The following is a 22,056-nucleotide window of genomic DNA, read 5'->3' as shown; positions in this document are numbered from 1 at the left end:
TGATTTTATATGAAGAAAGTGATTATTAAAATAGCTGCCTTTTGCAGCGTTTTGACAGGAACGGTTTCCTGCAACAAGTATCTCGACGTGGTACCCGACAATATCGCTACGATCGAACACGCATTTTCTGACCGGTACCAGGCCGCCAAATTCCTGGCCACCTGTTACTGGGGCATTCCCAAATCTGCCGGATGGAACGAAAATCCGGCGATGCTCGGTGCCATGGAGCTCATCTTTAACCGCGAAAAACGTACGCAGGACGGTATGCGCTTCGCGCTCGGGGAAAACAGCTCGTCGCTTGCCATCACCAATTACTGGAGCAGCACCGGCAACATGGTGCGCTCGCTGTACGCCGGCCAGCGCGATTGCAATACCTTCCTGGAAAATATCGACGGCGTCCGCGATATCAACAAGTACGAGAAGGAAAGGATGAAAGCCGAAGTGAAACTCATCAAGGCGTACCTCAATTTTTACCTGATCCAGTACTACGGGCCCATTACGCCGCTGCGGAAAAATACTTCGCTCACGGAGTCGACCGAAGGGATCCGCGTGTACCGCGAAAAGATCGACGATTGTTTCGCATACGTACTGCAGCTGATCAATGAAGTGATCGCATCGGAAGCGTTGCCGCTCACGATTGAAAGCAAGGGCGCCGAACTGGGCCGTTTTACCCAGCCGGTGGCTTATTTCCTCAAAGCCAAGGTGCTGACGTACTGGGCCAGCCCCCTCTTCAACGGGAATTCCGATTACAGCGGGTTTGTGAACCACGAGGGCGTTTCGTTCTTCAACCAGAAGTATGAAGCGTCGCGGTGGGACAGTGCCGCCAATGCCTGCAAAAAAGCGATCGAAATCTGCGCTGCTGCCGGCCACCGCTTGTACAAGGTTGCCGACTATGAGGCCGTGAACGCCAAATCGCTTTCAGACACTACCATGCTCATCAATACGCTCCGCAGCTCGGTAACGCAGCGCTGGAATCCCGAAATCATCTGGGCCAACTCTTCCTATCCGGCCAACTGGAACTATCAGATCACCGCCCTTGCGCGGGTGGAAGGCGGCACTTCCACGCCTTCCGGCAATACGGGGATACTGAGCGTGCCTTTATCTACCGTGGAACAGTTCTACTCCGACAAGGGCGTTCCCATCAACGAAGACGTTTCGTTCCCTTACGCCACCCGGTATAACATCCGCACGGGCGACGCGGCGCACAACCTGTTCATCGCCCAGAACGAGAAATCGGCATCGCTGAACTTCGACCGGGAAATGCGTTACTATTCCACGCTCGGTTTCGACCGTGGCCGCTGGTACGGCAACACCCATCTCGTTACCACGGAAGCAAATACCCCGTTCCCCAAAAACCGTTTCGGTGAATTTTCGTCGGTGTTCAATCCCGGAGAATACAACGCCACCGGGTACTGGCCTAAAAAACTCGTGTCGATGAATACCACCTGGCGCGATGAAAACAGCGTGACGGAAGAAAGCTATCCTTACCCTGAAATGCGTTTTGCTGACCTGTTGCTGCTGTGCGCAGAGGCGCTGAACGAAGCGAAATCCGCGCCCGACGCAGAAGTATACCGCTACATCGATTCCGTTCGTGCGCGCGCCGGCCTAAAAGGAGTGGTGGAAAGCTGGTCGCAATATTCCAACCAGCCCAACAAACCATTGTCCAAAGCAGGGATGCGCCAGATCATCCAGCAGGAAAGGAAGATCGAACTGGCGGGCGAAGGCGTTTATTTCTGGGACAGCAACCGCTGGAAAACCGCTGTTCGCGACCGGAACCGCCCCATCCAGGGATGGAACGTCAACGGCCGCGAGGCGGAAGAATACTATTCCGTGACCACCATTTATTTCCAGCGATTCACCTACAGGGATTATTTTTCTCCCATCCCGCAGTCTGAACTCATTAACAATCCCCTGCTCGTCCAGAATCCCGGATGGTAAGGTTAAAATATTATCGTTATGAAGAAACTGATTTTACTGAATATCGTTTTCCTGGGCGCTTTGCAGGCCTGCACCAAAAAGGAGAATAAACCGATTTCGCCGGCAACCGGTAAACCCGGCGTGGTGTCGGAAGTAGCCGTCACCAACCTGCCCGGCGGCGCCAAAATCACCTACCGTATTCCCAACGATGCGGAAGTGCTCACCGTGAAAGCCGTCTATACGCTCTCTAACGGCAAGCAGTCGGAAGCTGCGGCTTCCATGTACGGGAATGAGCTGGAGGTAATTGGCTTTAACGATGAAAAGGAACATGAAGTAACGCTGTACACCATCAACCGTGCGCAGGAAATTTCCGACCCGGTCAAATGTACCATCAAACCGCTTAAATCGCCCATCAGGCTTACGAGCGAAACGGTGGCCATTCAGAGCGACTTCGGCGGCGCGCGCTTTTCCTGGATGAACGATTTGAAGAAGCCGCTGGCTTTCGAGCTCTATACACCCGACTCCCTCGGCCGTATGGCGCTGGCCCGTGTTATCACCTCTTCGCTGGCCAAAGACGTGCAGGCGATGCGGGGATATGCGCCGGTGCCGCGGGAATTCGCCATGGTGGTGAAAGACAACTATGGCAACCGCTCCGATACGATCTTTCCCCCCGGCCGCAAACTCGTGCCCCTGTTCGAGGAACGCCTGCCCAAAGGGAAAATGAAGATCATGAAGCTGGCCAACGACCAGAACTTCACCAACTGGGAAGGCTCCGACCAGAAGATCATCGACGACGACGTGACCTCTTTCGGCCACTCCCCCTCATCGTCGCTGCCCGCACCGTTTACGCTCGATCTGGGCGTATTGGCCAAAGTGAGCCGTATCGTACTGTTCCAGCGGAATTTCGGCAACAGCTACTATAACTGGGGAAATCCCAAAGATTTCGATGTCTACGTAAAAGTGACCACGCCTTCGCAAAGCGGCGACTGGAGCGAGTGGAAGAAGATCATGGAAACAGCGATCGTAAAACCCTCCGGCAACGGCAGCAACGTTACAGACGAAGATATCAATGCCGCTGTTAACGGGCACGAGTTCACCTTCGACCTCGGCCAGGAACCCGTAAGGTACATCCGCATCGTGGTGAAATCCACCTGGGGCAGCACCACCTTCACCCACCCTGCGGAAATAGACGTTTACGGAGAGCAGAAATAATCATCAACTTTAACCGACAAGCACATGAAATATATACTCCACGTTTTCTCGTTTTTATGTATCCTGACTTCGCTCGCTTCCTGCGACAAGTTCACGGACATTCACGAGGAATTCATAAAGGGCGGCGAGATCATTTATGCCGTAAAGCCCGATTCCGTGGCCTTCATCGCCGGAAAGGAAAGGCTGATGATGCGGCTGTGGATGATAAACGGCCAGAATATCAAAAACATCATCGTATCGTGGAACGGCCGGCAGGATTCCATGGTACTGGCCGCGAAACTGAAACCGGGCCGCGACAGCATCGAAGTGCTGATCAACGGACTGGCGGAAAAGAACTACTCTTTCGACATATATGCCATAGATAATTTCGGCCACCGTTCACTTACCTACACCACCTTCGGCGCTACTTACGGCGCTGAGTACGCAACGCTTCTCCAGAACCGCCGTATCAAGAATATGGCGCTTTCCGAGGCCGCAGCTTCCATCGACTGGTTTGCACCGGCGGAAAACATGATCATCAACGAAGTGAAATTCAAAAACCGCCGTGGAACAGACACGGTGGTGCGCTTCCCTTCCGCTGATTTTTCAGTCAACATCGACGCGGCCGGCAGCACCCCGTTCCAGTACCGCTCGCTGTATATTCCGGAAGACGAAGCGATCGATACTTTCGCTACCGCCTGGACATCGGATGTATTGCCGGAATTCTTCACATTCGACCGCGCTGCCTGGGAAGTGCTCGCCGTGTCTGATGAAACAGCGTCAGACGGCGGTGGAAAGGCGACGCTGATAGACGGGAACCTCGGTACTTACTGGCATTCCCAATGGGGGCCTGACATCCCGTTGCCCCACTGGGCCATTATCGACATGAAATCAGTGAAGAACATTTCCTATTTCACCATCTATCGCCGCAACAACAATACCAACACGAAGTCCGTGCAACTGTACGTCGGCAACAGCAGCGATCCCGATGGAACGTGGGCGCTGGCGGCCTCGGGCACCTTCGCGTCCGGTAACCAGATGACGATCAACAACACCACTGGTGCCACGGGGCGCTACGTGAAAATGTTGCTACCCGACAGTAACAACCCGCCGTTCACCAGCGTGGCGGAAATCTACATGTATGGAAAGTAATTGAAACGGACAACCGGCTTCAGAAAAGGCAGCGCTTCGGTGCTGCCTTTTTTCGTTTCCGGCAACCCGCCATGTAATTTGCTGACGCTAAAGCATTTCCAGGAGATCGGATTTGGACATTTGCTGCAGCATCGTACCGTCTGTTTTCACCAAATCCAGCGCCAGTTGGCTTTTACGCTGTTGCAATATCCTGATCTTTTCCTCGATCGTCCCGGAACAGATGAGCCGCACCGCCACTACGTTCCGGTGTTGCCCGATGCGGTGGCTTCGGTCGATGGCCTGGTTTTCCGCGGCCGGGTTCCACCAGGGGTCTACCAGGTATACGTAATCGGCTTCGGTGAGATTGAGGCCCACGCCGCCGGCTTTCAAACTGATGAGGAACACGCGGACCGCATCGTTGGTCTGGAAGTTGGTCACTTTGGCGCCGCGGTCTTTCGTTTGCCCCGTTAAATACTCGAAGGGGATTTTCCGGGTTTCGAGTTCAGTTCTGATGAGGTCCAGCATACTGGTGAACTGGGAAAAGACGAGGATTTTATGCTCGCGGGATTTGTTTTCGATCTGCTCGGTGAGCACTTCTATTTTGACGGAGTTTTCGCCGGAATGGCCTTCTTTCAGCAACACAGGTGAATTACAAATTTGCCGCAGCCTGGTGAGGCCGGTCAGCACATGCATGCTGTTGCGGTGGATTTCGTCGTCGGTTTTGCTGGCGATGTAATCGCGCAGTTCCTGTTCGTACGCATCGTATATTTTCCGCTGTTCGGCGTTCATTTCGCAATAGATGGTCATCTCCGTTTTCTCCGGCAGTTCCCGCGCCACCTGCTTCTTCGTTCTGCGCAGGATGAAGGGTTTGACTTTCTCCTGTAATTCCATCGCCCGCTTCGAGAAACCGAAACGGTCGATGGGGATGGAATAGATTTCCCGGAAATATTGCTTGCTGCCCAGCAGGCCCGGGCATGCGAACGACAGCTGGCCGTACAGGTCCACCGTATTATTTTCTACCGGCGTGCCCGTCAACACGATCCTGTTGCGGGATTGGAGAAGCCGTGCGGCTTTGTACCTTTCCGAATTCGGGTTCTTGATGGCCTGCGATTCGTCGAGGAAAACATAACCGAACCGGAACGTTTTGAGGAAACCGATATCGGAAATGAGCGTCCCGTAGCTGGTGAGCACCACATCGAATTCACTCGCATTCTCTGCGGATTTCAGGCGATTGGCACCATATTGCAATTGTACGGAAAGGGAAGGCGCGAATCGCCGCAACTCCTCCTGCCAGTTGAACAGGAGGGAAGTAGGCGCCACCACGAGATGGGTGGCATGCCCGTGTTTTTCTTTCTGGGACAGGATGAACGCGATGATCTGCACGGTTTTTCCCAGTCCCATATCGTCTGCCAGGCATCCGCCGAAATTAAATCCATCGAGATAATTCAGCCAGTTCAACCCCTCGCGCTGATATGCCCGCAACTCCGCCTGCAAGCCGGCGGGAACGGGCGTTTCGGGGATTTCTTTCACTGGCGTGAAAGCCTGTCCCAGTTGCGCGATCTCGACCTGCGTTTCCTGGCTCAGTACTTCCTTGTCGAACATCGCCGAAATCTCGGAAAAATTGATCTTCGGGAATTTCAGCATCCCGGCGTCGATCTCGCCGGCCTGGAAGTATTTTTCAAGACTGCGTATCCATTCATCCGGCAGGAGCCCGCAGGTGCCGTCGCCCAGCTCCACGAACCTGCTTTTGTTGCGGATGGCCTTGTGCAGCTGCTTCAGCGAAACCGGCTTATTCCCGAAACTGACTTTCAAATGGGCGTTGAACCAATCGATCCCGCTGTTCACCTCGATCTGTATGCGGGCTTTATGCGGGTTCCTTCTGTTGCCCGGCAGTTCGTTGAACCCCAGGATGGTAATGCCTTCTTTCCGCCAGGTCTCGAACGCATCGAGGAACCAGTCTTCGTCGAGGAATTTATTTTTATGGAGATAGAAGTATTCGTACTCGCGGATCTGGTCGTTGAAATCCGGGTGCTGGTGCATGACGATGGTGGTGAGCGCCACTTCGGCCTCATTATTACGCCGGATCTTGAATTCGTTGCCGTTACGGTCGGTATCCGTAAGCTGCTTGCGCGAATACACCGGCACTTCCACACCGCCGTATTTCATGACGGGCGTGATGTAGATGTAGTTGTCGCGCTGCTGGAGGTAAATCAGCCGTTCCGTCGTGTATTTCCTTTCCGCCAGTTGTGCGGGAGACGCTTGCTGGATGTAGCTGTAGTCGATCTGGATGAGATCTTCCAGCGATCGCAGCACGGTTTGCAGGAAAGCTTCGTATTTCGAAGCGTGGACGAGCAGGATTTCGTTGTGCTTTTTGAAGAAACGGATCACGCGGAGCATGTCCGGGTTATTGACGAGGTAATAGGTTTGGCGGTAGAATATGAAGCATTGATGGCGCAGCACGAGCTTGTCGAACGGGATGGCCGAATCGTTCATGAGCAACTTTCCCGTGATCTCGAAGAACGGGAATTTTTTGAAGACGGACAGGGAAATTTCGGCCTGGAGGATTTGCAGGTGAACGGGCTTGAGCGACCGCGCAGACACGGATTCAGACACGGAGCGGTCGTGATGGTATACGCTCAGCTGCATGGGATTTTCGAAAATGAGCCGCAAAGCGTTATTGTCCGCGGGTTGTTCGAATTCGATTTCCTTTTGGGAAAAGGCCGAAATGGCGGTGAGGAATTTGATGACCGCGGGGTCCTGGCTTTCCCATATGCGTTGCAGGGGATCGATTTTGTCGATCGGGTTTTTGAGTTTCCCCGTCAGCGTGGTATCGGCCTGCATGAGTTGAAAGGCGGGCTGGTTGTATAAGCGGTGCTTGTCGATCACGAGGATGGTGCGTTTCTCCGTGTCTGCCGTTTCCGGCGGTTTGGGCGTGGTGGCGCGCAGGGGGAGGAGCTCGTCGCGGAAGCGCTTGTCGTTGATCTGAAGGAGCTCTTTGACGAGGGGTTCGGGATGGATATCGTCGCCCTTGATGCTGATCCGGAAATATTCGTCCAGGTCGGGTTCTTCTTCCAGTCCGTATTCCTTCGCAGTGTTGAGGAGTGTTTTGTGGCGGAGGGGCTTGTCGAAGAAGACGCGGAGCTGCTTTCTTTCCATGATGGCGTACAGCACTTCCGCCTGGTGCTCGCAAAGCCCTGCTTCGCTGCCGCCGCAGGCGCAGGAGGTAACGATGGAATTCCCGGTCTGGCAGACGGATACGGTCGGGAAATGGACGGCCGCTTTTCGTTTGGTGAACACGCCTTCGTTCAGTTCCAGCGAAACGGGGAAGATGTCTCCCAGTTCCCGGGACTCCAGGAAGCTCCCGTTCCGGGTATATTGCAACAGGCCGTACCCGGAAAGCGTCGCGATCCCCGAAGCCGGTATCCTGCATTCTTTCGAAAAATCCATATCCGCAAATATAGGCAAGCAGCCCGGGATGCTGATCAAAACAACGCCGCCGCCCCCCAACGGAAAATATTTGAATATTTTGTATTATTACGGGAATGAAGGACGAATCGAACATCTCCGCCTCCCTGGCCAACGACGCGCTGCGTAACCGGGATGTAACGGTCTTCCAGGAATTATATACGACCTACAGCGAACCCCTTTACCTGCTGGCATTCCGGTGGGTGAAAGACAGCAGCCTGGCCAAGGATATCGTCCATAATCTTTTCGCCCATTTGTGGGACCGGGGAGGGGATATCGTTATTACCGGGCAGGTCCGCAGTTACCTGTACCGCGCCGTCACCAACCTGTGCATCAACGAGCTGAAGCGGCGCAAGCGCCACATCGGGGAGGAGATACTCCGGTTCCAGGCGGATGACCATTCTTTCTTCGAGATATCCGATTATATCCTGTTCCAGCAGGAGCTGACGCAGCACCTCGGCACCCTGGCGCCCCGCTGCCGCGAAATCCTCCTCCTCAGCCGCGTCCATGGCCTGGAGCCAGCCGAGATCGCGGGAAAACTGGGGATTTCCGTCAATACCGTTTACTTTCAGCTCTCCGTAGCCCTCAAATCCCTCCGTGGCCGGCTCGGCCCGAAAAAAAATTCCTGAAGGCATCAAAGTATCCCCTTTCTGAATTGTCTTAATACTATAAGCATATGGAAAACGACCTGTCCCAATTCATAATCGACTTCCTGGCCGACAGCGGCAACCCGGAAAAACAGCGGCGGATGAACGACTGGCTGAATGCCGGGGAGGAGAACCGCCGCCGGTTCGACGAGGTCCGCCAGGCCTGGGAGGCTTCCGGGCAACTGCCCGAGCCATTCGATATGCAGGCCGGTTGGCGTAAATTGCGCGACCATATGGCGAACGCGCCCCAAACCGCAACGGTGCGGCCGATGCCCGCGCGGCGTAACTGGTGGCGTGCCGCCGCCGTGCTGCTGCCGGTGGTGGTATTGGCCGGTTACTGGTGGATGAAGGGGACGGGTGGCGGATGGACTTCCTATACCGCGCAACATGCCGTGAAAGACAGTCTCCGCCTGCCCGACGGTTCCGATGTTTTCCTGCGCCCCGGTGCCACGGTACAATATAAGATAGACAACGGCGAAAGATCGGTGCGGCTCAGGGCCGGGGAAGCCTTCTTCCGCATCAGCCCCGATGCGCACCGGCAATTCAGCGTACAGGTGGAGAAAGGGCTCGTAAGGGTGTTGGGGACTTCATTCAACATCAATGCCACCAAAGGTTTCAGCGATGTAGCCGTGTGGGATGGCAAAGTGAGCGTGGAAGGCAACGGGAAGAAAGTGATCCTCACCGCCGGTAATATGGCGGTAGTAGATGCGAAAACAGGGGATGTGGAACAGCCGGAAGGCAATTACGCGTACCGCTGCGGATGGGGCAACAGCGACCTGTCGTTCAGCAACCAGTCGCTCCAGGTAGTGCTGGAAACGCTGGGCTCCTATTACGGTGTTTCGCTGGACGTGAAAGACGCGCAGCTGCTTGGCAGCAGGATCACCGTCCGCTTTAACAACATGCCATTGGACGAGTCGCTGACCGTGCTCTCCGAAATGCTCGACCTCCGTGTTAACCGCCGTTCAGAGAAAGACTATGAATTGATACGCAAATAAATCCGTAACAGCGAAACTTAAAACCAGAATCAAAACAAAGTAAAGCTTACCGTAGTTCCCATTTTATCACCGGTGCCTGCCGGTTGGGAGATGTATTGCCCGCCTTTGGGGGATTAGCCGGCTGATCCTGAAGGGAGCGTTATGTCTGCCAACATCGCCGGCGGCAGATCACATCTTAAAACAAAAAGATGAAAAAAATTCCCTGTATTACACTGATCATAGCAATGGTCTGCGCGTCGTTCACCGCCATCGCGCAGCGCCAGCCCGATGCCCTGTCGAAAAAACTGACGGTGGCCATCGAAGACAAGCCGGCCGAAGCAATCCTTTCGCTGCTCGAAAAGCAGGCCGGCGTATCTTTCGCTTACCCTACCGGCGTGCTGGCCAATCGCCCTACATATTCCATCAGCCGGAAAGACGCTACGCTGCAGCATTTGCTGGAATTGATCTTTCCCCGGGCCCAATATTCCATCAAAGCCATCGGCAACCAGATCATCATCAAACAGGCGGCCGCCAGCCCGGCCGCTCCTGCCGATACCAATGCACCGCAACGGGTGATCGATATGAATACCGTGGTGGTTACGGCGCTGGGGATCGGGCGGCAGCAACGCTCGCTCGGCTATGCGTTCACCGACGTGAAAGGAAGCGACCTCACCCGCGCCCGCGAAACCAATCCCATCCAGGCGCTCACCGGCCGCGTGGCCGGGCTCGACGTCAACGCCACCAACAGCGGCGTAGGCGGCTCCGTGAAAGTGACCCTCCGCGGCGTGAAAGTGATCGGCGGCAACAACCAGCCCCTGTATGTGATAGACGGCATCCCGGCGGATAATTCCTCGCCCGGGCAGGCAGACCGGTACGGCGGATACGACCTCGGCGACGGTTCCTCCATCATCAACCCCGACGAGGTGGCCAGCATTTCCGTACTGAAAGGCGGCGCCGCCACGGCGCTCTATGGCAGCCGCGCCGCCAACGGCGTGATCCTCATCACCACCAAGAAAGGCAGCCGGCAGGGGCTGGAAGTGGAAGTGACCTCCAACTCCGTGCTCGAGAAACTCAACGCCAGCTACGAATTTCAGGATATCTACGGCAACGGCCGCGATGGCTTGCTTCCGCGCGATGTGGCCACCGCCCGCGGCTACTCCCAGGCAAGCTGGGGCCCGAAAATGACGGCCGATAGCCTCACCTGGCTCTGGAACGGTAAACAGGTGCCCTACAGCAAAGCCCGCAATCCCATCCCGAACTTCTTCCGCACCGGCCTCACGCTGACCAACTCGGTATCCGTGTCTACCGGCAGCGATAAAGCCCAGCTCCGGTTCACCTACACCAACGTCAACAACAAAGATATCGTTCCCGAAAGCGGCCTGAACCGGCATAACTTTTCCCTGCGCGGTACTTCGCAGCTGACGTCCAAACTTACCATGGACGCCAAGATCACCTATCTCAACGAAAAAGTGAACAACCGTCCGGCCCTGTCAGACAATCCGAACAACATCGGTTACGTGCTGAGCGGGATCGCACCCAACATCGACATCAACTGGCTCAAGGAATATAAAGACCCCGTCACCGGGAACTACATCAACTGGAACAACCAGCAATACCAGGTAAACCCTTACTGGGCCATTTATGAACAGCCGAACGACAGCCGGCAGGACCGCCTCAACGGTTTCGTGCAATTCAAATACCAGCTGCTCCCCGAACTGTCTGTCCAGGCCAGGACCGGTACGGATAACTCCCGCTTCGGGTTCCGGGAGTTCATGGAAGTGTCGACGCCGTTCAACCAGAGCGGGATGATCAACCTGAAAGACCGCGTTTTCCGCGAAACCAATACCGAATTGATGCTGAACTATGGCAAACAGGTGAAACGTTTCTGGATCGGCGGCAACTTCGGCGCCAACCGCATGGATTACCGCGAAAACCTCCTCAATACGACCGGCCGGGACATGAGCGTGCGCGGCGTGCGGAGCATCAATAACTTCAAAACGAAACTGAGCAATGAACAGATACTACGCAAACGCATCAACTCCGTGTATGGCGCCGTGAATTTGGCGTATGAGAATTTCCTTTATCTCGATCTGACGGGCAGGAACGACTGGTCGTCGACGCTTGCCATGGGCCGGAATTCCTTCTTCTATCCTTCGGCGTCGTTCAGTTTCGTGTTTACGGAGCTGCTACCGAAAAGCGGGGCGCTGACCTTCGGGAAACTGCGCTTCTCCGCGGCGCAAACGGGAACGGACGCGGTTGAACCGTATCAGTTGAAACTGACATACGGCAGCAATCCCGATGTGCCGATCGTGGGTGGATATGCGATCGGCGGGGTGGCGGTGGACAAGGTGCCTTTCAGCGACCTGAAGCCCAGCATCAGCAAATCGTACGAAGCCGGCGCCAATCTCGTTTTCTTCAACAACCGCCTGAACCTGGATGTAACCTGGTACCAGTCCAACACCCGGAACCAGATCCTCAACGCGCCGATCTCCTCGTCCAGCGGGTATACCAGCGCCGTGATCAACTCCGGGAATGTGCGCAACCGCGGCATCGAGGTGACCTTGCTCGGCAAACCCGTCACCACCAAGCATTTCAGCTGGGATGTGAATATGAACTTCGCGCGGAACCGGAATAAGATCCTCGAACTGAGCCCGCTCGTGTCCGGATTTTATACCCTGGCGCAGGCGCGCTGGGCCAATGCCTCGATCGTGGCGGAAGAAGGGGAGGAATTCGGGATCATCGTGGGAAGGAAGTTCCTGCGCAGCCCGCAAGGCAAGATCGTGCTGGATGCCAACGACCTGCCCCTGTACGACCCAACGGATACGCAGATCGGCAGCGGGCAGTACGAATGGATCGGCGGTGTCAACAACCGGTTCACCTATAAAAACATTTCGCTCGGCGTTTTGCTGGACATCAAGCAGGGCGGCCACATCTATTCCATGACCAATCTCCTCGCGCATGCCAACGGCCGGCATAAAGCTACGCTGGAAGGCCGTGAAGGCTGGGCGGAATCTGAAAGGGCACGCCTGGCGGCAGGGCAAACGCCCGGCAACTGGAAACCGACCGGCGGCCGTTCCGTGAGTGGCGTTCGCCAGACGGGGACCGATGCCGACGGGAAGCCCATTTACGAAGACGTTTCCGCATTCGTGAGCCCCCAGGCTTGGTGGCAACGCGTGACCGACAATATTCCCGAGCAGTTCATCTACGACGCCTCGTTCGTGAAAATCCGGCAGTTGAATATCGATTACACCTTCCCGAAATCGATCCTGGGGAACGGGATTTTCAGGGAACTGGCGATATCGCTCATCGGGCGGAACCTGTTCACCATCAGCAAGCACGTACCGAACGTAGACCCCGAATCCAGCTACAACAACAGCAACGGCCAGGGTTTTGAATACGGATCGTTGCCCACGCGCAGAACCTATGGCATCAACCTTTATGCAAAATTCTAAAACGGTCAACATGAAAATCGTTCCATATATACTGATCAGTTGCCTCGCTCTCGTGGGTGCGGGCAGTTGCACGAAAGATTTCGATTCCATCAATACAGACCCGACGCGCGGTGCCGGGATCGCCCCGGGGCAGCAGTTGACCGCCGCGGCCTATTACCTGAGCGGCGGCAGGGAAACGGGATATCCCATCATGTATTACTTCCTGCCGCGGTCGCAGTACGTGAGCGGCGCGTGGGGCATGCGCTTTGGCGGGAAATACATCCGCAACGATTTTTACGGCGAGCGCATGTGGGAGATCTTCTTCGGAAGAAGCCTCAAACAGCTCATCGATATGATCGAACGCTCGAAGAACGACCCGGACCTGGTGAACTACATCGCCGCCGGCCGCATCCTGAAAGCGTACATTTTTTCGCTGCTGACAGACGCCTACGGCGATGTACCCTATTCCCAGGCCGGCATCGCCTATTACGGCAAGATCTATACGCCGAAGTACGACCTTCAGCAGGATATCTACAAAGACCTGTTCAGGGAACTGACCGAGGCAACGGCCCAGTTCGACGCCGGTAAGCAGGCGCTGATGAACGATATCGTTTTCAACGGGAATGTAGACCGCTGGAAGAAACTGGCGGGTTCCCTCCGGTTGCGGCTGGGCATGCGCCTGTCCAAAATAGACGCCAACATGGCCGCGCGGGAAGTGAAAGCGGCGGTGGATGCGGGCGTGATGGCGAGCGCCGACGATAATTTCAAGATCATCCACGAAAATTTCGGTTTCCCCGACCTCCGCGGCAACGGCCTCTCACAGGCCTTCCAGGAAGAATCCTCCTTCCTGTATACGATCGGGACCAACACCTTCGTACAATATCTCAAGTATCACAGCGACCCCCGGCTGCCGCGCTTTTTCATCAACCGCGACCCTGCCGGAGAAGATATCACCGCATTAACGGGTTATATCTCCGTTCAGTCCGGCCTTTACTGGTGGGATAACTGGGGCGATTTTACCGCGCCCGGCGGCCGCGTGATCCCTCATGCCAACAAATTCTGTGTCATCAACCGGCCTTTCGTCCAATTACAAGCCTCCTTCCTGCACATGGGGTATGCCGAAGTACAGTTCCTGCTGGCGGAAGCGGCCGCGCGGGGCTGGGCCGGCGCCAACCCGCAACAGTTCTACCACAACGGTATCCGCGCCGCCATGAAGCAACTGGAAATGTACCCCGGCATGGACCCCGTTCCGCAACCGGAGGTAGACGATTTCGTGACGGCGCATCCGCTCACCGGGCTGCCGGCAGACACGGTGCTCAAGCATATCCATATGCAAAAATGGGTAGCGCTCTTCCCCAACGGCTACGAATCGTTCGCCAACCAGCGCCGCACCGGATATCCCGTGCTGGAAGAGATCGAAGATGTGGGTACCGAATCGGAAACGAGTAAAGTTCCCTTCCTGCGGTTGTTCTATCCCGGAACGGAAGCGTTCAACAACACGGCCAACTACCAGGAAGCGCTGAAGCGGATCGGCGGGAAAAACGACTGGCTCAAGCCGGTTTGGTGGGACAAGCGATGATTCCCTGTCAATATCGCAGCGATGCACCCGCAGGAAGCCGGTAACCAGCTATGGGCGGGGTTTTTCGAGAGCAAAGCAACCGTTCCCGCATCCTGTAGGAACAAAAAAATGCCCCCCGGTCCCGGGAGGCATTTTTTGTTCTGTGTAATGTATTTACCTGTTGACCGGAACCGATATTACCATGTATCCGCCGGGGCGGCAGAGCACTATCCGCCTGTTTTCGCCATCCCGGTTTTTCAGGGTGAATTTGTATTGTTTTCCCGGTTCCATAACGGGCAGCAGGAGCTTTTCTCCCGCGCCGGATGCGCTGGAAACATGCGCCGTATATCCATGTAAGGTGTACGACGGCATACCGCCCGGAATCGTGATGGTGACGGTGATATTTGCATGGTCGGCGGAAGTTTGCATGCTGGTCACGATGATCGGGCTGAAGAGGTTTTTCAGCATGTGATAGGAGGGTTTCAACTCACCGTCGAGCGAGATCATGCCATGTACCCTTTGCCGGCGTTTGCCTGTTCCTTCCTCGCCGATGAACGTGCGGTAATCGTTCAGGGAAAAGTAGATGGCGCCGGCTACGAAGGGCCGTGTTTCATACAGGGCCGTATGGCTGATCATGTGCGCGATCCGGCGGGGATCGCCGCCGCTGAACGCCGGCTCGCAAAGCCCGTATTCCGAAACGACGATGGGTTTTTCCGGATGATATTTGTGGATGCTGTCCAGCATAGCCGGGGCGTCCGTCATTTTACCGCCGAACCAGGTCTCGTAGTACTCGTTCCACATAATGACGTCCCCGAAAACGGTAGCGTCCAGTTTCGGGTTGAACTGGATGGTGTTGCTGACGTAGTTGACGAGGCGGCTGCTATCCATCGCCTTGATGTAACTGTACATATGTTTCACGTAGTCGTGCGTAGGCTTATGTTGCCCGGAATGCTCGTTGCCCACGCCCCAGGCAATGACAGACGGGTGGTTGAAATGCCGGAGCACCATTTCATCGGCCTGCATCATGGCAACGGATTTGATGGAATCGAGCACGGTAGCGCCGCCCCAGAGCGGTATTTCTTCCTGGACGAGCAGTCCGTTGCGGTCGCACCAGTCCAGCAGCGCCTCGTCCTGCTGCCAATGGAACCGGGTGAAAACGGCGTTCAGTTTTTTCAGGTGTTCCAGGTTACCGTATAGGATAGCCGCGGGTTCGGCCATGCCATAACCCGGGTGGGAGCCGGGCATCCATTCCAGGGCGGAAAGTCTTACCGGCTCGCCGTTCAGGAAGATCTTCCCGTTGCTGGCTTCGATGCTGCGGAAGCCGACGGTGACGGTTTTAGTGGCGATAACGGTGTTTTTGTCCATCACATCCACCTGTACCTGGTAGCGGTTCGGGTGATCGAAATGCCAAAGCTGTACTTCGGGGATTTGTACCGTAGTTTTCAGTTTGCCGTCTTGCGGCGTGCCGTTTTGCGTTTGTGTGAATATGGTTTTTTGCGCCGAATCGATCACGGATACGCGGGTGCGCAGCGGTTTTTGGGATTTCCTGTCGAGCAGTACGGTCTGCACATGCAACTGGCCCGCTCTTGATCCGGGAACGGGTCTTGCATCGGCCAATATATAATCGATGCCAGACGGGTGGGAAATGTGGAGAGATACGCTTCGCGTGATACCGCCGTCGTTAGCCCAGTCGAACGATTGGCCGTAGGGGAGTGCGGTGTTGGAGAATTGATTGTTCACGGAAACGGTCAGCAGGTTTTTCCCTTTCCGGGCTGCTTTCGATGCGTCTATATAAAAAGCGGTGTAGCCGGAGCCGTGGTGTTGGCCGATCTGCCGGCCGTTGAGGTAGATGACGGCGTCGCGGTACACGGCGTTGAATTTCAGGCGAACGATCCGGCCTTTGGTTTCCTGCGGGATATTTATTTCCCGCTGGTACCAGGCGGTGCCGTAGTATTCTTCGGTGCCGGGGTCTACATTCCAGGTGTGCGGCACTTTCACCGTTCTGGAGAGGTGGGTGGGGAGTGAAGCGGCGAACCAGCGCCCAGGGGCCCCTATGCCCAGCGAGTCTGTACAAAACAGCCAATTCCCGTTCAGTGAAACCGTTTCCTGCTGCGGCGATGCCGTGTGTTGGGCGAAGGCCCGGCAATGAAACAGCAGTATCGCGGCGGTGAGGAATGTGAATGTCCATCTCATGATGTGGAAAGTTTACAATCGATTGGGTGAAAAGTGGAATCCGTACATGCGTTATGCATGCCGGAACAAGATACGTCCGATTCGTAAAGACTGCTTACGGATCATAAGATTGTCCATTCTATCAGTTAGTTAGTCCATTGGCCGGGCTATGGATTACGCCTAGTTTTGTAGCGTTACAACCAATTTTTGACAAATGTGTCGGCATTGCGTTGCACATAAGTGAGCGATACTCGATTTTGTATGATTTAACAGTGAATTATTATCCGGGAAAGGGCAGTAGGTATTGATCCGCGTGAAAAAATGAAGCGCCCCGTTCCTTCCGGACATTGTTGTACCCGGTATGATAAGCAAAACAGGCAGATTTAAATAAGACCTGAATATACCGCGGAACCATTAGCCTGGCCAATGAATGCTGAAAGATGAACACGGATCCGGCAAGGATGCGGACGGTAACCGTATGTTTGCGGCCGGTGCGTGACGAACGAGCGGTAAATTATGATGAATCCGGTGCCGGATGAAATTGGATAGGCGCCACATTCCATCGTCTTAATAGTTATGAAAAGCGACCGTTAGCATTAAACCATTTAAATTTTTGAAGGAACAGTAATTCCGTCCCGCAGCCTGAAGCATGCAATATGTATAGGCATTTAACAGATGAGCCCAATATCATCGATCTGCTTCCTGTTGGGGAATATGTTCAGGTATACTAAACTAAAACTAGCATCTAATGAAATTTGGTAAACACCACCACGTTATTCCTTTGATCAGTGGACTATTGATCCTGCTATCCGTATTCGTGTATCTGCCTGGTTTTTCGCAAACTGCGCGGAAGGTCATGGGAACGGTCGTCAATGAGCAGGGGCAACCTTTACCGGGAGCCACGATCTCCATCAAGGGGCGTCCGGCGAATGCGATTACGGACGATAATGGTAAATTCTCCATCAGTATTTCGGGAGAAAATGTGGTGCTCGTGGCCACGCACATGGCTTCGTCGCCCATGGAGATCGCGGTCGGTGATCAGACCGATATCCGGTTCGTGCTCAAGGCGATCGACAAAAAGCTGGATGAAGTGATCGTGGTGGGGTATGGCACGCAGAAGCGTACCTCGCTCACGGCGGCTGTATCCAGTATCAAGGGTGCCGAAGTGGCGAGCCTGCCGGTGGCCAACCTCAGCAATGCGCTGGGCGGGCGTGTGCCGGGCGTGATTTTCAAGCAGGGAAGCGGAGAGCCCGGCTATGATGGGTCTTCCATCCTCATCCGGGGTTTCAGCACCACGGGCAATACCGCCCCGCTGGTGATCGTGGACGGCGTTCCGCGCAGCTTCCAGCAGTTAGACCCCAATAGCGTGGCCAGTTTTACCATCCTGAAAGACGCCGCGGCCGTAGCGCCATACGGTGTAGCAGGCGCCAACGGCGTTATCCTCGTGACCACGAAAAAAGGTTCCGCCGGCAAACCGCAACTTTCTTACAACGGCTATTACGGCTGGCAAAACCCCACCGTATTGCCTAAAATGGTGACCTCTTACGAATATGCCACCATGCGCAATGCGGCCGCTGCCAACGCGGGCACGGCGCCGGTGTACGACGATAACGCGCTCCAGAAATATAAAGACGGTTCCGATCCCGACCTGTTCCCCGTGAACGATCCGCTGCGGACGCTCATCAACCGGAACGCGCCCATGATGGGGCATAACCTGTCCGTATCGGGCGGCTCGGAGAAAGTGAAATACTTCGGCGCGCTGGGGTTCCTGTCGCAAGACGGGATGTGGGGCCCCACCAATTTCAAACGCTATAATCTCACATCGAACGTAGAAGCCCAGGTAACGAACACCACCAGGTTCAGCATTTCGCTGAGTGGCAGGGTGGAAGACAGGCGCTATCCCGCCCGTTCCGCCGGCAGCATATTCGACCAGCTGTACCGCACGCCCCCAGTGGCGCCGGTGCTTTTCAGCAACGGTTTATGGGGTTCCTACATCGGCCGCTCGGCTTACGGGAACATTCATAAAAGCGGTTATTCCAACGACCTGCGGCAGATATTGCTGAGCCAGGTCAGCCTGGAGCAAAAGTTACCCATCAAGGGGCTGACCGCCAAAGCCGTATTCAGCTACGACTTCAACGACCCCAACGGCGGCACCGTGAAAACCTGGGCCACCCCCATTCCGTATTATGCGGTAACGGATGCCACCACTTCGCCTTACACCATCACACAGATCGGGTCGGACGGGCCGGCGAAACCGACTTACAATGTTTCCTACGGTCAAAGCCAGGCCTTCACTTACCAGGGTTTTCTGACCTATGCCAACAGTTTCGGTAAAAGCGACGTAGGCGCCACGCTGGTACTGGAGTCCCGCAACACCAAATCCACCAGCTTCGGGGCCGGACGGGTAAACTATAACGTGGGGATTCCCGAGTTGAACAACGGCAGCTCCAATGCCAACGATTTGTCGAACAGCGGCTCCTCCAGCGAGCTGAAACAAAGGGGCATGATCTTCCGCCTTACCTATGCGTACGACGGGAAGTATCTGTTCGAAGCTTCCGGCAGGTACGACGGACATTATGTGTTCGCTCCTGGCCAGCGGTACCAGCTCTTCCCGGCATTTTCTGTGGGATGGCGCATTTCGGAGGAAAAGTTCATGGAAAACATTTCCTGGCTGGATAACCTGAAGGTCCGTGGGTCTTACGGCGAGAGCGGCGCCCTGCCTTACATCGGCGGCGTGCTCGCACCGTTCCAGTACCTGAGCGCATTTTCGCTGCTGAGCAACAATGCCGTGTTCGGCGGCGCCAGCTCGCAGGGGCTTCGTGAAACCGCACCCGGCAACCTGGCCATCACCTGGGAAAAAGCGAAGAAAACGAACGTCGGATTCGAATTATCGGTGAAGAATGGCCTGTTCACCATGGAAGCGGATTATTTCATCGAAAAAAGGAACGACATTCTGATCGCCAACCAGAATAAAGTACCGGCGGAATACGGCATCGGGCTGCCCCAGTCGAACTCCGCAGCGGTCAGCAACCGCGGCTTCGATTTCAGCATCGGTTCTTCCTATAACGTGACCAGGGACCTGCGCGTGAGCTTTACCGCCAACGCCACCTACGCGAAGAATAAATACGTACAGATCTTCGAGCTGCCGGCAACGTTCAATAATCCTAACAGGAAACAGACCGGCCGCCCCATCGGTACGCAGTTCGGCTACCACGCCATCCGCCTGTTCCAGCAAAGCGACGACAAGAACGGTAACGGCATCATCGAAACCGGCGAATACGACGTTGCGCAATTCGGTACCCTCCGCCCGGGAGATATCATGTATGAAGACGTGAACGGCGACAAGAAGATCGACGCCAACGACCAGAAAGTCATCGGCAACCCTTCCACGCCCCAGCTGATCTATGGTTTTTCGCCCACCGTTACCTACAAAGGGATCGATCTGAACCTGCTGTTCCAGGGCGCCGGTGCCGGCAGTTTCCTGCTGAACGGTCAGGCCGCCTATCCTTTCTTCAACAGCGGTTCCGCATTAGCCACCACGCTCGATTACTGGACGCCCACCAATACCGGGGCACTGTATCCGCGCGTATTGCCGCAACCCAGCCAGAATTCCACGCAGGTGTCTGACTGGTGGATGCGGAAAGTAAACTACCTCCGCATGAAATCCGCCGAACTGGGATATACGCTGCCGGCCGCCATCGCCGCCAAAGCACATCTGCAAACCGTTCGCGCTTACGTTTCCGGGCAGAACCTGTTCACCTGGGCCAAAGACATGAAGGATTTCGACCCGGAAGCGAGCGCCAGCAACGGAAACTATTATCCGCAACAAAAAGTGATCACCGTGGGCTTAAACGTTAATTTCTAAAATTTTGACCGAGATGATGAAAAAGAATATTTCGATAATCGGATGCTGTTTGTTGATGGGTGCGGCTTCGCTGACATCCTGTTCAGATAAACAACTGGATGTGGAACCGCGCGACAGGCTGACAGATGCCAACGTATGGACAGATCCGGGAGCTTCCGACCTATTCCTGAACGACATCTACCGCAGTCTTCCCGATGGCAACAACTGGTACGACCCGGTAGAGAACTGGTCAGACAATGCCATTTGCGGATTTGCCTGGCCCACTTCCCGGACGCTCATCCAGCAGGCGATTTATTCTCCTGCCAACGCCGGCCTGTCGGGCGAAGTGAGCAGCATGTACGACTGGGCCACCAATTATACCAATATCCGGAAATGCAACGTGTTCATCAAGAATGTCACTGCATCCGCTTCTCTTTCCGCCGACTATAAAAAACTGAAACTGGCCGAAGCCCGGTTCCTGCGTGCCTATTTCTATCACAACCTCTGGATGGCCTTCGGGGGCGTACCTTTGATCACCGATGTGCTCGATGTGGAAACCCAGGGCGACGACGTGTTCCGGGCACGCAATACGGCCGATGAAACGTTCAAATTCATCACCGACGAATGTGCCGCGATATATGCAGACCTGCCGCCCAAGCCAAATTCCGGTAAAATCGGGAAAGGTGCCGCCATGGCGCTGAAAGGCTGGTGCGAGCTGTTTGCCGGGAAATGGGCCGCTGCCGCAGCGAGCAACAAAAAAATCATGGACGAGCTGGATTATGACCTCGATCCTGATTATGCAGCGCTGTTCCTGAGCAAAGGCAACAGCAGCAAGGAGTCTATCCTCTACCGGGAATATGCGCCCCCGGGCTCCGGAAAAGGCGGCGCCCTCGACGGCTACATCGGCCCCACATTCACCAAAGGCGGTGCTGAAACTTCCTGGGGTGGCATGAATCCCACGCAGGAACTGGTAGACGATTACGCGATGGACAATGGCAAGGTCATCACCGACCCCACCTCCGGATATAATCCGCAAAAACCTTACGAAAACCGCGAAAAACGATTCTATCAGTCTATCGTCCACGACGGGTCCTGGTTCTATAACGACACCATCTTTACCCGCCAGGGGATCGGCAGCAAAAACGAGATCGATCTCACCGATCGCGACGATGCCGGGCAAACCGGTTACTATCCCCGCAAGCGTATGGCCACCGATATCACGCTCGGCGCCGCCAACTGGGATGGTGCCACCAGCTATCAGAATTACATCATTTTCCGCTACGCGGAAATATTGCTCAACTACGCCGAAGCCCAGAACGAAGCTGCCGGTCCGGATGGTACCGTGTATGCGGCGGTAGACCTGGTAAGAGACCGGTCTGACCTGGCCGGGCTGCCGGCAGGCCTCAGCAAAGACCAGATGCGGACGGCCATCCGGCGGGAAAGAAGGGTTGAATTGGCGTTCGAAGACAAGCGTTACTGGGACCTCATCCGTTGGAAGGTAGCCGAAGTAAACCTGAACAGGCCGCTGCATGGGATCTCCATCAAGGCCGGCCCGGGCGGTGTGCTGCAATACGCTCCCGTGGAAGCCAGGGGTGGCGATCGCAAGTTCTTTGCCAATAAGAACTACTTATTCCCCATACCGCAAAGCGTGATAGAAAAGAATCCGAAATTACAAGGGAAGCAGAATCCCGGATATTAATTGGTTATACCAATCTTGATTTGATAA

At 55.3% G+C, this 22,056-nt stretch carries 11 protein-coding genes; 9 read left to right on the top strand and 2 right to left on the bottom strand.

The window, feature by feature from the left end:
* Positions 1-9 precede the first annotated feature (9 nt).
* Genes EJ361_RS15990 through EJ361_RS15980 form a run of 3 tightly spaced genes read left to right on the top strand, consistent with a single transcriptional unit; the run spans position 10 to position 4,260 of the window.
* A complete protein-coding gene (locus EJ361_RS15990) occupies positions 10-1,938 on the top strand; it encodes a RagB/SusD family nutrient uptake outer membrane protein (RefSeq protein ID WP_126246647.1) in 1,929 nt (642 codons plus the stop codon).
* Positions 1,939-1,956: 18 nt separating this feature from the next.
* Complete coding sequence (locus tag EJ361_RS15985) at positions 1,957-3,129, top strand: DUF4959 domain-containing protein (protein ID WP_126246646.1); 1,173 nt, start codon at positions 1,957-1,959, stop codon at positions 3,127-3,129.
* A 24-nt stretch (positions 3,130-3,153) separates the two neighbouring features.
* Positions 3,154-4,260, top strand: coding sequence for a DUF4998 domain-containing protein (locus EJ361_RS15980; RefSeq protein WP_126246645.1), 1,107 nt, complete (start codon positions 3,154-3,156; stop codon positions 4,258-4,260).
* An 87-nt stretch (positions 4,261-4,347) separates the two neighbouring features.
* On the opposite strand, the gene EJ361_RS15975 is transcribed toward EJ361_RS15980, so the two are convergent.
* Positions 4,348-7,686 carry a DEAD/DEAH box helicase gene (locus EJ361_RS15975; protein WP_126246644.1) on the bottom strand — a complete coding sequence of 1,113 codons (3,339 nt, stop codon included), beginning with the start codon at positions 7,684-7,686 and terminating at the stop codon, positions 4,348-4,350.
* A 95-nt stretch (positions 7,687-7,781) separates the two neighbouring features.
* Between EJ361_RS15975 and EJ361_RS15970 the strand changes: the two genes are divergently transcribed.
* From EJ361_RS15970 to EJ361_RS15955, 4 genes are all read left to right on the top strand, one after another.
* Positions 7,782-8,333: an RNA polymerase sigma factor gene (locus EJ361_RS15970; protein ID WP_126246643.1), complete on the top strand. Its 552-nt coding sequence runs from the start codon at positions 7,782-7,784 to the stop codon at positions 8,331-8,333.
* Positions 8,334-8,380: 47 nt separating this feature from the next.
* A complete protein-coding gene (locus EJ361_RS15965) occupies positions 8,381-9,346 on the top strand; it encodes a FecR family protein (protein WP_126246642.1) in 966 nt (321 codons plus the stop codon).
* Positions 9,347-9,534: 188 nt separating this feature from the next.
* Complete coding sequence (locus EJ361_RS15960; RefSeq protein ID WP_126246641.1) at positions 9,535-12,777, top strand: SusC/RagA family TonB-linked outer membrane protein; 3,243 nt, start codon at positions 9,535-9,537, stop codon at positions 12,775-12,777.
* Positions 12,778-12,787: 10 nt separating this feature from the next.
* The gene (locus tag EJ361_RS15955) at positions 12,788-14,335 is read left to right on the top strand and encodes a SusD/RagB family nutrient-binding outer membrane lipoprotein (protein ID WP_164714283.1); all 1,548 of its coding nucleotides are present in this window, start codon (positions 12,788-12,790) and stop codon (positions 14,333-14,335) included.
* A gap of 153 nt (positions 14,336-14,488) precedes the next feature.
* On the opposite strand, the gene EJ361_RS15950 is transcribed toward EJ361_RS15955, so the two are convergent.
* Positions 14,489-16,507: a glycoside hydrolase family 2 protein gene (locus EJ361_RS15950; protein ID WP_126246639.1), complete on the bottom strand. Its 2,019-nt coding sequence runs from the start codon at positions 16,505-16,507 to the stop codon at positions 14,489-14,491.
* A 727-nt stretch (positions 16,508-17,234) separates the two neighbouring features.
* Here EJ361_RS15950 and EJ361_RS15945 point away from each other — a divergent pair.
* Together EJ361_RS15945 and EJ361_RS15940 are read left to right on the top strand one after the other, a co-directional pair.
* Complete coding sequence (locus tag EJ361_RS15945; RefSeq protein WP_126246638.1) at positions 17,235-20,351, top strand: SusC/RagA family TonB-linked outer membrane protein; 3,117 nt, start codon at positions 17,235-17,237, stop codon at positions 20,349-20,351.
* Positions 20,352-20,364: 13 nt separating this feature from the next.
* Entirely contained in the window at positions 20,365-22,029 is a 1,665-nt protein-coding gene (locus tag EJ361_RS15940) for a RagB/SusD family nutrient uptake outer membrane protein (RefSeq protein WP_126246637.1), read from the top strand.
* The last annotated feature ends 27 nt before the right edge of the window (positions 22,030-22,056 follow it).

The organism is Chitinophaga rhizosphaerae (assembly GCF_003958645.1).
GTDB classification, from domain to species: domain Bacteria; phylum Bacteroidota; class Bacteroidia; order Chitinophagales; family Chitinophagaceae; genus Chitinophaga; species Chitinophaga rhizosphaerae.
Note: the sequence above shows the minus strand (reverse complement) of the source record. Positions and strands in the feature narration are given on the sequence as shown.

Bases quoted from the DNA above. Each gene is read 5' to 3' on its own strand.
- EJ361_RS15990 (WP_126246647.1), top strand. From the start codon at position 10: ATGAAGAAAGTGATTATTAAAATAGCTGCCTTTTGCAGCGTTTTGACA.
- EJ361_RS15985 (WP_126246646.1), top strand. From the start codon at position 1,957: ATGAAGAAACTGATTTTACTGAATATCGTTTTCCTGGGCGCTTTGCAG.
- EJ361_RS15980 (WP_126246645.1), top strand. From the start codon at position 3,154: ATGAAATATATACTCCACGTTTTCTCGTTTTTATGTATCCTGACTTCG.
- EJ361_RS15975 (WP_126246644.1), bottom strand. From the start codon at position 7,686: ATGGATTTTTCGAAAGAATGCAGGATACCGGCTTCGGGGATCGCGACG.
- EJ361_RS15970 (WP_126246643.1), top strand. From the start codon at position 7,782: ATGAAGGACGAATCGAACATCTCCGCCTCCCTGGCCAACGACGCGCTG.
- EJ361_RS15965 (WP_126246642.1), top strand. From the start codon at position 8,381: ATGGAAAACGACCTGTCCCAATTCATAATCGACTTCCTGGCCGACAGC.
- EJ361_RS15960 (WP_126246641.1), top strand. From the start codon at position 9,535: ATGAAAAAAATTCCCTGTATTACACTGATCATAGCAATGGTCTGCGCG.
- EJ361_RS15955 (WP_164714283.1), top strand. From the start codon at position 12,788: ATGAAAATCGTTCCATATATACTGATCAGTTGCCTCGCTCTCGTGGGT.
- EJ361_RS15950 (WP_126246639.1), bottom strand. From the start codon at position 16,507: ATGAGATGGACATTCACATTCCTCACCGCCGCGATACTGCTGTTTCAT.
- EJ361_RS15945 (WP_126246638.1), top strand. From the start codon at position 17,235: ATGAAATTTGGTAAACACCACCACGTTATTCCTTTGATCAGTGGACTA.
- EJ361_RS15940 (WP_126246637.1), top strand. From the start codon at position 20,365: ATGATGAAAAAGAATATTTCGATAATCGGATGCTGTTTGTTGATGGGT.